We start from the raw sequence: 14,979 nt of genomic DNA on the forward strand, positions 1-14,979 counted from the left end.
TTAAGGAAAGCACATGTTAAGCATTAAAAATTTACAGGTCAGTGTGGAAGATAAGGCGATCCTGCGTGGGCTGAGCCTGGATATTGGCCCCGGAGAGGTACACGCCATTATGGGGCCGAACGGTTCCGGGAAAAGTACGCTTTCCGCAACGCTCGCCGGGCGCGATGACTACGAAGTCACCGGCGGGACGGTAGAATTCAACGGTAAGGATTTACTGGAACTGTCACCCGAAGACCGGGCCGGTGAAGGGATCTTTATGGCATTTCAGTATCCGGTAGAAATCCCCGGCGTCAGTAATCAGTTTTTCCTGCAAACGGCACTGAATGCGGTGCGCAGTTACCGTGGCGAAGAGTCGCTGGACAGGTTTGACTTCCAGGATCTAATGGAAGAGAAAATCGCGTTATTGAAGATGCCGGAAGATTTGCTAACGCGTTCGGTCAACGTTGGTTTCTCAGGTGGCGAGAAAAAGCGTAATGACATTTTGCAAATGGCGGTGCTGGAACCTCAGCTGTGCATTCTTGATGAGTCGGACTCCGGGCTGGATATCGACGCGCTGAAAGTCGTTGCGGATGGCGTGAACTCGCTGCGCGACGGGCAACGTTCATTCATTATCGTCACCCACTATCAGCGCATCCTGGATTACATCAAACCCGATTATGTGCACGTTCTCTACCAGGGGCGAATTGTGAAATCCGGTGATTTCACGCTGGTCAAACAACTGGAGGAGCAAGGTTATGGCTGGCTTAGCGAACAGCAGTAACGTGCTGCAACAGTGGCATCATCTGTTTGAAACGCAAGGGGAGACGCGCTCGCACCATGCCCAGCAGCACCTGCAGCAGATGCTGCGTTTGGGACTGCCAACGCGTAAGCATGAGGACTGGAAATACACGCCGCTGGAAGGATTAACCAACAGCCAGTTTGTCAGTCATGTCACTGAGATAACGTCCGCCCAGTGTGAAGCGTTAGCGCCAGCTATTGATGCTGTCCGCCTGGTGTTTGTTGACGGGCAATTCTGTCCAACGCTCAGCGACAGCGTGGAAGGTAGCGGTTTTAACATTACCGTTGATGATGTGCGCCAGTCGCTACCGGCGGCTATCCAACCGGAAGTCTTTCTGCACCTGACCGAAAGCCTCTCCCGCAGCGTAACGCACATTCAGGTGAAGCGTAACCAGCGACCGGCAAAACCATTGCTGCTGCTGCACATTACCCAGGGGCTGGCGGGCGAAGAGGTGAACACGGCGCACTATCGCCACCATCTGGACCTGGCAGAAGGCGCAGAAGCCACCGTCATTGAACACTATGTCAGCCTCAGCGAATATCGCCATTTTACCGGTGCACGATTAACGATGAACGTCGCGGCAAACGCACACTTGCGCCACATCAAACTGGCGTTTGAGAATCCGCTCAGCCACCACTTCGCGCATAATGATATTCAGTTGGGCGCTGATGCCACGGCCGCCAGCCACAGCTTTTTACTCGGTGATGCGGTGTTGCGCCATAACACCAGCACCCAGCTTAACGGCGAAAACACCACGCTTCGGCTTAACAGCCTGGCGATGCCGGTGAAAAATGAAGTCTGCGATACCCGCACCTGGCTTGCGCACAACAAGGGATATTGCAACAGTCGACAACTGCATAAAACGATTGTCAGCGATAAGGGGCGCGCGGTATTCAATGGCCTGATCAACGTCGCTCAGCACGCCATTAAAACCGACGGTCAGATGACCAACAATAATTTGCTGCTCGGAAAACTGGCGGAAGTGGATACCAAGCCGCAGCTTGAAATTTATGCCGACGACGTGAAATGCAGCCACGGGGCGACGGTAGGGCGGATCGACGACGAGCAGATGTTCTATCTGCGTTCGCGCGGGATCGGCCAGCAAGATGCCCAACAAATGATTCTCTATGCGTTTGCCGCTGAGCTGACTGAAGCCCTGGGCGAGGAAACGCTGAAACAACAGGTCTTGGCACGGATCGCCCAACGCTTGCCGGGAGGCGTAGCATGACATTTCCCATTGAAAAAGTGCGGGCTGATTTTCCGGTCCTGACGCGTGAAGTGAACGGTTTACCGTTGGCGTATCTGGATAGCGCCGCCAGCGCGCAAAAGCCCAACCAGGTGATTGATGCCGAAGCCGAGTTTTACCGTCATGGCTATGCCGCGGTCCACCGCGGGATCCATACGCTGAGCGCGCAGGCCACGGAAAAAATGGAGAATGTGCGCAAGCTCGCCTCGCTGTTTATCAACGCCCGTTCAGCTGAAGAACTGGTGTTTGTTCGCGGCACAACGGAAGGTATCAACCTGGTGGCTAACAGCTGGGGCGGCAGCAATGTGCGGACGGGCGATAACATTATCATCAGCGAAATGGAGCACCACGCCAATATTGTGCCCTGGCAGATGTTGTGCGCCCGCGTAGGTGCAGAACTGCGCGTTATTCCGCTCAATACAGAGGGGACGTTGCAACTGGAAACGCTGCCGACGCTGTTTGACGATCGCACGAAACTGCTGGCGATTACCCATGTGTCTAACGTGCTGGGCACGGAAAACCCATTGGTTGAGATGATTGAGCTGGCGCATCAATACGGCGCGAAAGTGCTGGTGGATGGCGCACAGGCAGTTATGCATCATCAGGTTGATGTGCAGGCGCTGGATTGCGACTTCTATGTTTTCTCTGGGCACAAGCTCTACGGGCCAACCGGTATTGGCGTTCTGTATGCCAGAGAGTCGTTGCTGCAGGAGATGCCGCCGTGGGAAGGCGGTGGGTCGATGATTGCGACGGTGAGCCTGAGCCAGGGGACGACGTGGGCCAAAGCCCCCTGGCGGTTTGAAGCCGGAACGCCAAACACCGGGGGAATTATTGGACTCGGCGCGGCTATTGAATATGTTTCCGCGCTGGGGCTTACTGAAATCAGCGAATATGAACAATTCCTGATGCGCTATGCGCTGGAACAGCTGGCGGATGTGCCGGATTTAACGCTCTACGGGCCGGATAATCGTCTGGGGGTGATTGCGTTTAACCTCGGCAAACATCACGCCTATGACGTCGGGAGTTTTCTTGATAACTATGGCATCGCCGTGCGGACAGGGCATCACTGCGCTATGCCGCTGATGGCCTACTATAACGTTCCTGCGATGTGTCGGGCGTCGATTGCCATGTACAACACCCACGAAGAAGTGGATCGCCTGGTAACGGGACTCAAGCGTATTCATCACTTACTGGGATAACAGGGAGGCGTTATGGCTGCGCTACCGGATAAAGAAAAGTTGTTGCGTAATTTTCTGCGTTGCGCTAATTGGGAAGAGAAATACCTGTACATTATTGAACTGGGTCAGCGTTTGCCGGAATTAAACGACGACGATCGTAATACGGAAAATAGCATCCAGGGCTGTCAAAGTCAGGTATGGATTGTCATGCGTCAGAATGCTGAAGGAATTATTGAATTACAGGGCGACAGCGATGCGGCAATTGTGAAAGGGCTTATCGCTGTCGTATTCATTTTATATGACCGCATGACGGCCCAGGATATTGTGAATTTTGATGTGCGTCCGTGGTTTGAAAAAATGGCGCTCGCACAGCATCTCACACCGTCTCGTTCACAAGGGCTGGAGGCGATGATTCGGGCTATTCGCACCAAAGCCGCAACTCTTAGCTAAACTGATAAAACACGTCAATTTTCAGCTCGACGTGAAAGAGTGAGGTAGTGCAACGCAGTGACTCGTAGGCCGGATCGGGCGCTCGACGCCGTCCGGCAGGAACGCCAGGGGGGTGAGTATGAAACGCGCGTCTGTTATTACGTTAATGCTAATCGGCGCTTACAGCGCTATTCAGGCCGCATGGGCGGTCGATTATCCTTTGCCTCAGGCGAACAGCCGTCTTGTTGGGCAAAATCAAACTTACACCGTGCAGGAAGGCGATAAAAACCTACAGGCGATTGCCCGTAAGTTTGATACCGCCGCAATGCTGATCCTTGAAGCCAATAATACGATTGCCCCCGTACCTAAACCCGGAACGCTGATTACTATTCCCTCGCAATTACTGCTACCGGATGCACCCCGAGAAGGCATTATTGTGAATCTGGCGGAACTGCGTCTGTATTACTTCCCGCCGGGAGAGAATATTGTTCAGGTTTTCCCAATTGGTATCGGTTTGCAGGGGCTGGAAACGCCGGTAATGGAAACCCGGGTTGGGCAGAAAATCCCGAATCCGACCTGGACCCCTACAGCAGGCATCCGTAAACGCTCTTTGGAGCGCGGCATAACATTACCGCCGGTAGTACCTGCCGGGCCAAATAACCCGTTAGGACGCTTTGCACTGCGTCTGGCGCATGGAAACGGTGAATATCTGATCCATGGCACCAGTGCGCCTGACAGCGTGGGACTGCGCGTAAGTTCTGGGTGTATTCGCATGAACGCGCCGGACATCAAAGCACTGTTTGCTCAGGTCCGGACAGGAACGCCGGTTCGGGTGATTAATGAGCCGATAAAATATTCGATAGAGCCGAACGGAATGCGCTATGTCGAGGTGCATCGACCGCTGTCGTCGGAAGAGGAGCAAAACGTCCAGACCATGCCGTATGTGCTGCCAGCCGGTTTTACCCAGTTTAAAGACAATAAAGCCGTGGATAACAGTTTGGTGGAAAGAGCCTTGTATCGTCGTGCGGGCTATCCGGTCACCGTAACGGCCGGGCAAGCGTCGGTCGTAAGCAATGGCGCGGAAGTGAAGTCTGCACAGAATGGCGTGCCGGGAGAGGATGCAGAGGTGCGCGCTACGCAATAACAGGGAAGGGAAATTCAGAGCAAAAAAAATGGCGCACAATGTGCGCCATTTTTATTACACAGATACTATTACTTGCGGTATTTAGTAGCTGCGTTGTCCAGACGCTGGTTAGCGCGAGCTGCGTCATCTTTAGCAGCCTGAACGTCGGAACGCATTGCGTTCACGTCGTTGCTCAGCTGGTCAACTTTAGCGTTCAGAGTCTGAACGTCAGAAGACAGCTGATCGATTTTAGCGTTGCTGGAGCAACCTGCCAGCAGAGTAGAACCCAGGATTACCGCGCCCAGTACCAGTTTAGTACGATTCATTATTAATACCCTCTAGATTGAGTTAATCTCCATGTAGCGTTACAAGTATTACACAAAGTTTTTTATGTTGAGAATATTTTTTTGATGGGAATGCACTTATTTTTGATCGTTCGCTCAAAGAAGCATCGAATTGTGCAAAAACGGCTAAAAACCCGAGTGAAAACAGAAAGCTTCCATCGGATTCATCTTAGATAATCACGGATTAGATAGTGAAATCCGATTTGATTTTTTATTAATTGTAGCTATCGATAAAATAAAAAAAGCGCCACCAGGGCGCTTTTTTAAGCAAATTAATTCGCGTTGGAATTATTACAGCACGTGAACGGATGCCGTGTTGGTCGTGCCGCTCGGAACCAGTGCACCGGAAACCATCACCACAACGTCACCTTTCTGAGCCAGACCGCTTTCCAGAGCGACTTCTTTACCCAGACGATAGAAATCATCGGTAGAGCTGATTTCTTTAACCACCTGTGCAACAACGCCTTTGCTCAGCACCAGCTGACGCGCGGTAGTTTCGTTGGTGGTCAGCGCCAGGATGGTGGCATCCGGGAAGTATTTACGTACTGCGCGAGCAGATTTACCGCCCTGGGTTGCTACAACGATCAGCGGAGCATCCAGTTTTTCTGCAGTTTCAACCGCGCCACGGCAAACGGCTTCGGTGATGCGCAGTTTACGGCTGTCGTTGTTGAAGTCCAGACGGCTGGTCATCACGCGGTCGGTACGCTCACAGATGGTTGCCATGATGGTGACGGCTTCCAGCGGGTATTTACCTTTTGCAGACTCGCCAGACAGCATGACTGCATCGGTACCGTCGAGGATGGCGTTCGCTACGTCACCGGCTTCAGCGCGGGTCGGACGCGGGTTTTTGATCATGGAGTCCAGCATCTGGGTCGCAGTGATAACGACTTTACGTGCACGGATACATTTTTCGATGATCATCTTCTGCGCGAAGATAACTTCTTCAACCGGGATCTCAACGCCCATGTCGCCACGAGCAACCATGATGCCGTCAGATGCTTCGAGGATTTCGTCGAAGTTGTTCAGGCCTTCCTGGTTTTCGATTTTGGAGATGATCTGGATGTTTTCGCCGCCGTGCGCTTTCAGGTGCTCACGGATTTCAACGACGTCAGAACGTTTACGGATAAAGGATGCTGCAACGAAGTCAACGCCTTGCTCGCAACCGAAGATCAGGTCCTGTTTGTCTTTTTCAGCCAGTGCTGGCAGCGCGATGGAAACGCCCGGCAGGTTAACGCCTTTGTTTTCGCCCAGGTCGCCGTTGTTCAGCACTTTACAGATAACTTTGTTACCTTCGATAGCGGTAACTTCCATGCCGATCAGACCATCGTCAACCAGAACGGTATTGCCGACGGACAGATCTTTAGTGAAGCCTTCATAAGTAACAGCAACGATTTCGTTGTTGCCGACAACGGATTTGTCGGTGGTGAAGGTGAAGGTCTGGCCCGCTTTCAGGGAAACGTCGTTACCGCCTTCCAGTTTGATGGTACGGATTTCCGGACCTTTGGTGTCGAGCAGGATTGCGGCTTTCTTGCCGGTTTTGCTCATGACGTTGCGCAAATTCTTGATGCGCTGACCGTGTTCTTCATAGTCCCCGTGGGAGAAGTTCAGACGCATGACGTTCATGCCCGCGTCCAGCATTTTGGTTAACATCTCTTCGGATTCGGTTTTCGGACCGATGGTGCAAACAATTTTCGTCTTTTTCATGACAGTCTTAGTCTTTAAGTTGAGAAGGATATGGAAATCTGGCTCCCGCCGCGCACGGACGGGAAGCTAAACCTGAGTTACGAAAGTTGTGATGCCTCGCTCTAAGGATAGGTGACATCGAAAGAGCGTGCAGAGGAATGTGTGCTTGTGTTTCAGCCCAACGGGATGGTGAGTTTTGTAGTCGTTGAGTTTTACAGGTCAATGTGCTGAAACCATTCAAGAGACAATTGGCGCGCATTATACGCTGAAAATTATCAAAAAGGAAAATGGAAACAGCGTTTCAAAACACTTCTGTGCAGTTTTACAGAAAATATTCATTAATTTGTTTCCAGGTATGGATAAAGAGGTTGTTCGCAGCAGCATTTGTTGCGCAACAAGGTGTAATTGTCATCCCAATCCCTGACTTTTTGTGTATAACGCCGAGCAAACCGACATATTTCTAAAAGTTATATCAAATGCGTTTTAATTCATTTTAAAAGCCAATCTCACTGATTACACTCGTTTGGACATCCATACTGCTAAACAGCCAAAAGCGCTAGCAGCAGAACAATAAGCAGCAGCGGATACCTAAACGACATGATTGTCCTGAAAAATATTTCGAAAGTGTTTACGCCAGGCAGGCTTGCCATTACCGCTGTCGATAACGTCAACCTGACGGTTGAACAGGGACAGATTTACGGAATTATTGGTTACAGCGGGGCGGGGAAAAGCACCTTAATACGCTTACTTAATGGTCTGGAAAAACCGACTTCAGGCAGCGTAACGATTAACGGCCACGATATCTCTGCCGCCCGTGGGGAATCTTTACGTCAGGCGCGACTGAAAATCAGCATGGTGTTTCAACACTTCAATTTGCTGTGGTCACGAACGGTTAGTGAAAATATTGCGTTCTCTATGCAAATTGCTGGAGCGCCAAAAGCATCAATTAAAGCGCGAGTTGCTGAACTGATTTCGCTGGTGGGGCTGAGCGGTCGTGAAAATGCGTATCCGTCCCAGCTTAGCGGTGGGCAAAAACAGCGGGTAGGAATTGCCCGTGCGTTGGCGAACAATCCTGACGTTCTGCTGTGTGATGAAGCCACTTCGGCGCTGGATCCGCAAACTACCGATCAAATCCTCGATTTGCTGCTCGATATTAATCGCCGCTTCAAATTAACCATTGTGCTGATCACGCATGAAATGCACGTGGTACGCAAAATCTGCGATCGCGTCGCGGTAATGGAAAACGGCAGGGTCGTTGAGGAAGGCGACGTGCTCAACGTCTTTACCCATCCCCAACTGCCGATCACCCGACAGTTTGTTCGTCAGGTGAGTCAGTACACCGAGGAAGACGAGTTTAACCCACAGTTGGCCAGCGAGCTGGGCGGTGTGGTGATCAAGCTAACGTTTACCGGGCAACGTACGCATCGGCCTGTGGTTGGCGAATTGACCCTGCGCTATGGCCTGCCGTTTAACATTTTACACGGCAAGATGACGCAAACCGCGCACGGCGTGTTTGGTCAGCTTTGGGTGCACGTTGTGGCTTCTGAGGAACAATTGAACAATATTTTGGCCGATCTGCGCCAGAGCGACATTGAAGGCGAGGTAATCAACCATGGCTGAAGAACTGTTTCCTCATCTGAAGTGGGAGCAACTGCTGGCAGCAACCCAGGAAACGCTCTATATGACGGTCCTTTCTGGCGCAGCGACCTTTGTCCTGGGCGTTGCACTTGGTCTGGCGCTGTTCCTGACCGCACGCGGCGGACTGTTTCACAATCGCGCGGTGTATAGCGTTATTTCGCTGGTGGTGAATATCTTTCGTTCCATCCCGTTCATCATTCTGATCGTGCTGCTGATCCCGTTTACCAAAGCGATGGTTGGCACCATTCTCGGCGCTAATGCCGCGTTGCCTGCGCTGATTGTAGGGGCCGCACCGTTTTATGCGCGTCTGGTCGAAATTGCCCTGCGTGAAGTCGACAAAGGGGTTATTGAGGCGACGCGTTCGATGGGCGCACGGCTAAGCACGCTTATTTTTCGGGTTTTACTGCCGGAATCCTCTCCTGCTCTGGTGTCCGGGATCACCGTGACGCTGATTGCGCTGGTCAGCTACAGCGCGATGGCAGGGGTGATTGGCGCCGGTGGTTTAGGGAATTTGGCTTATCTGGAAGGATTCCAGCGCAACCACAGCGACGTCACGCTGGTGGCGACGGTGACGATTTTGCTCATTGTCTTCATCATCCAGCTTTGCGGCGATGTGATCACCTCTCTGTTAGATAAACGCTAATAAAATACGGAAACCATTATCATGAAAAAATCACTGACGTTACTCGCCGCAGCAACCTTAAGCGCCCTGAGCTTTGCCTCCTGGGCAGATACTCTGACCGTTGGCGCCTCAAACGTGCCGCACGCGGAGATCCTTGAGCAGGCTAAGCCTATTCTGGCGAAGCAGGGGATCGATTTAGAGATTAAACCGTTCCAGGATTACATTCTGCCCAACACCGCGCTGGCTGGCCGTGAGATTGACGCTAACTACTTCCAGCATATTCCGTACCTGAACAGCGTGATTAAAGATCATGCGGGCGATAAAACCTATGATTTCGTCAGCGCCGGAGCGATTCACATCGAGCCAATTGGGATCTATTCGAAAAAAGTGAAATCGCTTAAAGATCTGCCGGAAGGCGGCAAGGTCATCATGCGCGATGCGGTATCTGAAGAAGGCCGTATTCTGTCGATTTTCGAAAAAGAGGGCGTAATCAAGCTGAAGCCGGGCGTGGATAAAGTCACCGCGCGCATTAGCGATATCGTCGAGAACCCGAAAAAACTGAAGTTCCTGCCTAACGTGGAAGCCGCGCTGTTACCGCAGATGTATAAGAATGACGAAGGCGATGCGGTGGTGATTAACGCCAACTACGCCATCGACGCCGGGCTGGATCCGGTGAAAGATCCTATCGCCGTCGAAAGTGGTGAAAACAACCCGTATGCCAACATCATTACCGTGCATCGTGGCGACGAGAAGAAAAAAGATATCGTGGCGCTGGTTGATGTCCTGCACTCAAAAGAGATCCAGGACTGGATCCGCACCAAATATAAAGGTGCGGTGATCCCGGTAAATAACTGATCCGCTGGCGTTGCCTTATCCGGCCTACGACGTTCTGTAGGCCGGATAAAACGCGTTGGCGTGGCCATCCGGCGCTAGAGTTTCACTCGCTCAATCCTCGCTGGTAAACCCTGGCGCACCGCTGCACCTGACACCCAGTCAAGCCAGGTATTGGCTACCTGCCGGGTAGGATCCGCAAAGCCCAAATCGTTGAGATTAATCCCCGACCTTATTTGTGCGTCAAACGCCATCGGCTTGCCGTCGAGCGTATGCTGCGCCGCGCCCATTTCTTTATGCCCATAACCGTGTTCAATGGCGATCACGCCCGGCATCACGCCATTAAGCAGGCTTATCTGCGCCTGCGCCTGACCGCCAGGCGTGGTGATACGCACCATATCGCCGTGCGCTAAACCATATCGTTGACCATCCTGCGGATTAAGCGCCACCAGATTAACCGGCTTCAGATGATGCAAACGTGGGATCACCGCCGTGGCGCTGGACATGGTATTGGATTTAAAAGAAATCAGTTTCAGCGGCCACTCTTGTTCCGGGAACAACTCCTCGACCGCACGCCCATCTGACAGGCGTGAAGGATACCAGGCCGGGCAGCCGCTGTAGCGCTCGCCGGTAATTGCATGGCGGTGCGCGGCGACGTCCGCATTCCAGATTTGTAGCGGTTTTTCCCACGCATTGCCTATCCGATTCTCAACCCGCCCGCTGTTGTCTGGCGCAAAACGCCCACCGCGGGAGTAGATAAACGCCACCCGGCTGATTTCATCGGCTTTCAGCGTTTGGGTCATCACTGGCACGATCCGCTGTACCCCAGTCAGCGCTATGTCTTCCGGTTGCGCTTCAGCGACTGGCGCTTTGCCCATAAACGCAATATTGGCGGCGAGTCGCAGGTAGTAATCTTCCGCACGATTCAACGGATAGTGATTGCCCTGCGGATCGGTAATCGCATTGTCACCAAATCCGGGGAGCCCGATACGTTTTGCCACTGCGATACAGAAAGATTCCATCGAGGCGGGTTGACCATCAGCGGTACTGCTGGTTGCCGCTGTCACTACCGGCCAACGCGCGGTGGTGGCTTTACTGGCAACGCCGGCCCACGGGGCGCTGAATCCCCAACTTTCGAAGTTGTGGGTATCCGGCACGATGTAATCAGCCAGCGCCGTGGTTTCGTTCATAAAGGCGTCAATAGCGATAAACAGCGGCAGACGCGCAGGATCCTTGAGCTTTTCTTCCGCCACGCCGCGCAACCCTGCGATGCCGTAGAACGGGTTAGTCATGTTGGAGATCCAGGCTTTCAGTGGATAAGGGTAGCCTTCCAGCGCCGAGACGAGGAGTTCGGTAAGCTGGCCTGCGACAAACGGATACCACGGAGCTTTGGCCGGGAAGGGCGATTGTCCGGCCGCCACCTTATTGCGATACTCTTCGGAAGACTCATAAGCAGTTTTACTGCGCGCGATGCTTAATCCTTTTGGTTTTACCTTCCCGGAGAAGCTGTCCATGTTGTAGCGCGGACCGTCGGTGGCGCCATTGAACTTGCCGCCGCCGACAAATACGCCGCCTTCAAGACTGAGATTGCCAATCAGCGCATTGAGCATCATCACCGCCCAGGCGTTATAAAATCCATTGCCTGCCATCATTCCACCGTGCGTAATCACCGCTGCCTGGCGGCCATGGCGGGTAAACGCGTCGGCCAGGGCGCCAATGTCAGCTTCAGACACACCGCATTGCTGGCTGTACTGCGTCAGCGTTAGTTTCCCGGCGGACTCTTTCAGACACTGGAAGCTGCTTTTTACCGTCACCGTCTGACCGTCTGCCAGCGTGACCTGGCGGGTGACGAACAGCTGCGCGCGTGGGCAACTGCTGGCGGCGACAATTTCGCCGGCCTCGTTAATGACCACCGGCTCCTGGGCGGCGTTTGCACTCAGGTGCGCGAGGGTTAAATGCTGTCCGGCAAGGGTTGGAAGCTCATCGGTAATCACCAGATGCGTGGCGTTAGTCCAGCTTTTTTCCCCGGCCTGCTGCATGGCCTGTACGCCGGGAATGGTGAGATAATCGGCGTTATAACGCTGTTTTTCGATAATCCAACGGATCATCCCCATCGCCAGCGCGGAGTCACTTCCCGGTCGTACAGGCTGCCAGTGGCCGCGATTGTCAGCCTGCACCGTGGTCAATGGCAGGGCCGGTGCCACCACCACGTAACGGAAGTCGTCGCGTAAACGGGCGCTGGCCAGTTGGCGAGCCTGGCGCTTAAACGGGTTACCGGATTGCGCCGGAGACGTTCCCATAAATAGCGCGAATTTGACATTGTCCCAGTCGGGCTTCACATGGGTATTTTTATCCAGATCGCCCATTAACGCACCGGAACCGGCCCGGTATGCCAGACCACAGTAAGCGCCATGAGCGCCGAAGTTTTTACTGCCAAAACTATTTAATGCAAAGCGGCGCAAAAATGAATCACGTCCTTCATCGCTGGTATTGGTGACCAGCAGTTGATTGGATTTAGGGCCATAGCCGGGATGCCTGGCATCAAGTGGCGTGTTGGTGTCATGGATTGCCCGCAAGCCGTCAACGTGGCCTTCACCAAATAAGTCGCCGCCTTCCACCACCTCTTTGATCAGCTGTTCGAAGCTGATGCTCTGCCATTTTCCCTCACCGCGTTTGCCGACACGTTTCATGGGCTGGAGAATGCGTAACGGGCTGTATAAACCTTCAAGTAAGGTTGCGCCACGGGCGCAGGCCGTGGAACGCGCGTCAAGACCCGTTTCGCCCGCCAGTTGTTCCATTGCGGTGGCAAAGGGGACGGAGGCGTCAATATGGTGCTCGTGAGACAATGGGTGATAGGGGTTGCCCGCAATGCGCAACACCTTGCCTTGTTCGCTGTCAACGCGCACCCGCACGCCACACTGCGTCCAGCAGCCGAAGCACTGTGTCATGGAGATAACCTGCTGCGGGTTCTGCTGCCAGCGCGGCTGGGCATTGGCTTCGGGGATGAGGGCGTTACCAAAGATGCGGTCTCGGGTAATTTTGCCCGAGGAGCCGTCCAGCAAACCGTCTATCGCGCGCTTTGCCACATCCCGATAACTCAGGCCAAAAGTCACCATGCCACCTACGGCAAGGCCTACTTTAAGCCACTGACGACGGGTTAAATTAGCCATGTTGCATTCTCCTTGCGATCGCGTTCAGGGCTTCACGAACAATAATGATCAGTGCTATCCACAGGCCGAAGGTGCCCACAATGGCCAGCCAGCCATCGGTACCACCGGGCAGGGTGTAAGGATTAAACAGCGCGTTAAATTTCGGTACGGTCTGCACCTGGATAAGTAACGTCCAGCGCATCAGCCAGCACAGCGCCATCGCGCTAAATGCAAGTAATATGCGCAGCGGCAGTGATAAGGGGTTACGGAGCACCAGCCCGCACAGGACAAGCGAAACAAGCCATAGCGCAACCCAACCGATAGCGTAGTGTCGTGCTAACGGGGCAACGTTCAGCCATTGGCGAATAGCCGAACCGGAAAGCGTGTTGCCGCTCACCCATATCACCACGACTAAAGCCAGTACCATCAGGGTGACTGTCTGCCCCCACGCCAGTTTGCGGGTCAATGTTCCTTCGCGTTTTGTCGCGGCGATGAGCAGGGCGAGAAACGTTTGCAGCGCGCTGAGGAACATCGCAACCGGAAAGGCGTAGCTGAACCAGACGGGACGCGCCTGCACTACCGACACTTCGCGGCCGGTGTATACCAGCAACCCGATGGCTGACAAGGCGCTACCTATCGCCAGCCACTTAGTGACGCTGTAACTTTTAAGCGTTAACCGTTTAACATGCTGCGCCAGAAACCACAGACCTAAGAAGCCGGTAAATAGCGGTAAAAACAGCGCGCCCCAGGGCATCCAGGACCACGGCGTCGGCCAGGCGTAGAAATGCCAGACGCGGGCGGTTTGGTGTAAGTCAGCGGTCAGCGCCAGCGGCGCGGTAATCGCGCAGGTCAGGGCGATTAACAGCGTCAGATTTTCCAGCTCCGGCATCTCTTGTTTACGCCAGTGAAGTACGCAGGCGAACAGCGCGGCGCAGGCGGCAATGCCGATGAAAAAGAAATATTGTACGGCCCAAGGTAACCAGCTTACGTCCTGGGGATGGGCCAGAACCTCTTCAATAACCAGTGAATGGTTCATTTAAACCTCCTGCCAGAGAGCGGGTTGAGCACGTCCCATCAACGGGGTTACGAACGCTTCGTCCAGACCCAGATAGAACACGTGCGGTGATGTCCCGTTTTCCGGTTTCAGGACTTTGATGGCGTCATGGTGTTCACGCAGCATTTGAGAAATCCGGCTGTGCGGATCTTTGATATCGCCTATGATGCGCGCGCCGCCGACGCAGGATTCCACGCAGGCCGGGAGCAGGCCAGCTTCGAGGCGATGAACGCAAAAGGTACATTTATCGGCGGTTTGTGTTTCATGGTTGATGAACCGCGCATCATAAGGGCAGGCCTGCACGCAGTAGGCGCAGCCCACGCAGCGCGTGTTGTCGACCACCACAATGCCGTCTTCGCGTTGGAAGGTAGCCTGTACCGGGCAAACGGGCACGCAGGGAGGATTATCACAATGGTTGCACAGCCGCGGCAGCAGGACGTTGGTGACGCTCTGCTGACCTTCAATCTGCACCTGGTACTGGTTAACGAGGGTGCGAAATTCACCCTGCGGCGTCTGGTTTTCAATGGCGCAACTGACAGTACAGGCCTGGCAGCCGATACAGCGTCGCAGGTCAACCAGCATGGCGTAGCGATGCTGAAGTGAGCCTTCATGGCGTTCAGGCGAGAAGGGAAATTGCGCCTGAGCCAAGGGTACCAGTGATGCGCCAGCGGTCAGGACGCCCAGTTGCTGGAGAAACTGCCGTTTACTGCTGTCCATATTTTCTCCCGTCACGATGCAACAACGAAACATTGGTCACGCCGTTGGTTTGCGTGTGATGAATAAAGAATCTTGATGATTTACAGTGTAAAAATCGTGACGGGGGGTACTCTATTGTGGTTAACCACATACCCGGCTTGTTGTTGATCTAAAACAACATAATTGACAGGGATAATTGAGTGGGACT

At 53.5% G+C, this 14,979-nt stretch carries 14 protein-coding genes; 8 read left to right on the forward strand and 6 right to left on the reverse strand.

Features of this window, described 5'->3' with window-relative positions:
• The first annotated feature begins 13 nt into the window (after positions 1-13).
• The 5 genes from sufC (at position 14) to ldtE (ending at position 4,775) form a co-directional block, all read left to right on the forward strand.
• Positions 14-760, forward strand: coding sequence for a Fe-S cluster assembly ATPase SufC (sufC, locus tag OGV75_RS15365; RefSeq protein ID WP_016152907.1), 747 nt, complete (start codon positions 14-16; stop codon positions 758-760).
• Positions 735-2,006: a Fe-S cluster assembly protein SufD gene (gene sufD, locus OGV75_RS15370; protein ID WP_286480866.1), complete on the forward strand. Its 1,272-nt coding sequence runs from the start codon at positions 735-737 to the stop codon at positions 2,004-2,006. The genes sufC and sufD overlap by 26 nt, the downstream gene beginning before the upstream one ends.
• Complete coding sequence (gene sufS / locus OGV75_RS15375) at positions 2,003-3,223, forward strand: cysteine desulfurase SufS (protein WP_286480867.1); 1,221 nt, start codon at positions 2,003-2,005, stop codon at positions 3,221-3,223. The genes sufD and sufS overlap by 4 nt, the downstream gene beginning before the upstream one ends.
• Positions 3,224-3,235: 12 nt before the next feature.
• Complete coding sequence (gene sufE, locus OGV75_RS15380; protein ID WP_016152910.1) at positions 3,236-3,652, forward strand: cysteine desulfuration protein SufE; 417 nt, start codon at positions 3,236-3,238, stop codon at positions 3,650-3,652.
• Positions 3,653-3,770: 118 nt separating this feature from the next.
• Positions 3,771-4,775: a L,D-transpeptidase LdtE gene (ldtE, locus tag OGV75_RS15385; protein WP_286480868.1), complete on the forward strand. Its 1,005-nt coding sequence runs from the start codon at positions 3,771-3,773 to the stop codon at positions 4,773-4,775.
• A gap of 68 nt (positions 4,776-4,843) precedes the next feature.
• Here ldtE and lpp read toward each other — a convergent pair whose 3' ends face one another.
• The 3 genes from lpp to ynhH form a co-directional block, all read right to left on the reverse strand.
• The gene (lpp, locus tag OGV75_RS15390; protein WP_003029373.1) at positions 4,844-5,080 is read right to left on the reverse strand and encodes a murein lipoprotein Lpp; all 237 of its coding nucleotides are present in this window, start codon (positions 5,078-5,080) and stop codon (positions 4,844-4,846) included.
• A 309-nt stretch (positions 5,081-5,389) separates the two neighbouring features.
• A complete protein-coding gene (gene pykF, locus OGV75_RS15395) occupies positions 5,390-6,802 on the reverse strand; it encodes a pyruvate kinase PykF (RefSeq protein ID WP_016152912.1) in 1,413 nt (470 codons plus the stop codon).
• A gap of 7 nt (positions 6,803-6,809) precedes the next feature.
• Complete coding sequence (ynhH, locus tag OGV75_RS15400) at positions 6,810-7,004, reverse strand: protein YnhH (RefSeq protein ID WP_242637968.1); 195 nt, start codon at positions 7,002-7,004, stop codon at positions 6,810-6,812.
• Positions 7,005-7,378: 374 nt separating this feature from the next.
• Here ynhH and OGV75_RS15405 point away from each other — a divergent pair, with 374 nt between their 5' ends.
• The 3 genes from OGV75_RS15405 to OGV75_RS15415 are packed head-to-tail and all read left to right on the forward strand — an operon-like array spanning position 7,379 to position 9,896.
• Positions 7,379-8,401 (forward strand): methionine ABC transporter ATP-binding protein, encoded by a 1,023-nt coding sequence (locus OGV75_RS15405; protein WP_286480869.1) that lies wholly within the window; start codon positions 7,379-7,381, stop codon positions 8,399-8,401.
• Positions 8,394-9,062: a methionine ABC transporter permease gene (locus tag OGV75_RS15410; RefSeq protein ID WP_016152914.1), complete on the forward strand. Its 669-nt coding sequence runs from the start codon at positions 8,394-8,396 to the stop codon at positions 9,060-9,062. The genes OGV75_RS15405 and OGV75_RS15410 overlap by 8 nt, the downstream gene beginning before the upstream one ends.
• Positions 9,063-9,083: 21 nt before the next feature.
• A complete protein-coding gene (locus tag OGV75_RS15415; RefSeq protein ID WP_142417867.1) occupies positions 9,084-9,896 on the forward strand; it encodes a MetQ/NlpA family ABC transporter substrate-binding protein in 813 nt (270 codons plus the stop codon).
• Between the two features lie 74 nt (positions 9,897-9,970).
• Here OGV75_RS15415 and ttrA read toward each other — a convergent pair whose 3' ends face one another.
• The 3 genes from ttrA to ttrB are packed head-to-tail and all read right to left on the reverse strand — an operon-like array spanning position 9,971 to position 14,792.
• Positions 9,971-13,042, reverse strand: coding sequence for a tetrathionate reductase subunit TtrA (gene ttrA / locus OGV75_RS15420; RefSeq protein WP_286480870.1), 3,072 nt, complete (start codon positions 13,040-13,042; stop codon positions 9,971-9,973).
• Complete coding sequence (gene ttrC, locus OGV75_RS15425; RefSeq protein ID WP_047417786.1) at positions 13,035-14,057, reverse strand: tetrathionate reductase subunit TtrC; 1,023 nt, start codon at positions 14,055-14,057, stop codon at positions 13,035-13,037. The genes ttrA and ttrC overlap by 8 nt, the downstream gene beginning before the upstream one ends.
• Positions 14,058-14,792: a tetrathionate reductase subunit TtrB gene (ttrB, locus tag OGV75_RS15430; protein WP_019076686.1), complete on the reverse strand. Its 735-nt coding sequence runs from the start codon at positions 14,790-14,792 to the stop codon at positions 14,058-14,060.
• Between the last annotated feature and the right edge of the window lie 187 nt (positions 14,793-14,979).

The sequence above is a fragment of the Citrobacter sp. Cb028 genome, from assembly GCF_030336705.1.
Classification (GTDB): Bacteria; Pseudomonadota; Gammaproteobacteria; order Enterobacterales; family Enterobacteriaceae; genus Citrobacter; species Citrobacter braakii.

What these genes read in the sequence shown, in the direction of transcription:
- sufC (WP_016152907.1), top strand. Translation starts at nt 14, where the DNA reads ATGTTAAGCATTAAAAATTTACAGGTCAGTGTGGAAGATAAGGCGATC.
- OGV75_RS15410 (WP_016152914.1), top strand. Translation starts at nt 8,394, where the DNA reads ATGGCTGAAGAACTGTTTCCTCATCTGAAGTGGGAGCAACTGCTGGCA.
- ttrA (WP_286480870.1), bottom strand. Translation starts at nt 13,042, where the DNA reads ATGGCTAATTTAACCCGTCGTCAGTGGCTTAAAGTAGGCCTTGCCGTA.
- pykF (WP_016152912.1), bottom strand. Translation starts at nt 6,802, where the DNA reads ATGAAAAAGACGAAAATTGTTTGCACCATCGGTCCGAAAACCGAATCC.
- ldtE (WP_286480868.1), top strand. Translation starts at nt 3,771, where the DNA reads ATGAAACGCGCGTCTGTTATTACGTTAATGCTAATCGGCGCTTACAGC.
- sufD (WP_286480866.1), top strand. Translation starts at nt 735, where the DNA reads ATGGCTGGCTTAGCGAACAGCAGTAACGTGCTGCAACAGTGGCATCAT.
- ttrC (WP_047417786.1), bottom strand. Translation starts at nt 14,057, where the DNA reads ATGAACCATTCACTGGTTATTGAAGAGGTTCTGGCCCATCCCCAGGAC.
- OGV75_RS15415 (WP_142417867.1), top strand. Translation starts at nt 9,084, where the DNA reads ATGAAAAAATCACTGACGTTACTCGCCGCAGCAACCTTAAGCGCCCTG.
- ttrB (WP_019076686.1), bottom strand. Translation starts at nt 14,792, where the DNA reads ATGGACAGCAGTAAACGGCAGTTTCTCCAGCAACTGGGCGTCCTGACC.
- OGV75_RS15405 (WP_286480869.1), top strand. Translation starts at nt 7,379, where the DNA reads ATGATTGTCCTGAAAAATATTTCGAAAGTGTTTACGCCAGGCAGGCTT.
- sufE (WP_016152910.1), top strand. Translation starts at nt 3,236, where the DNA reads ATGGCTGCGCTACCGGATAAAGAAAAGTTGTTGCGTAATTTTCTGCGT.
- lpp (WP_003029373.1), bottom strand. Translation starts at nt 5,080, where the DNA reads ATGAATCGTACTAAACTGGTACTGGGCGCGGTAATCCTGGGTTCTACT.
- sufS (WP_286480867.1), top strand. Translation starts at nt 2,003, where the DNA reads ATGACATTTCCCATTGAAAAAGTGCGGGCTGATTTTCCGGTCCTGACG.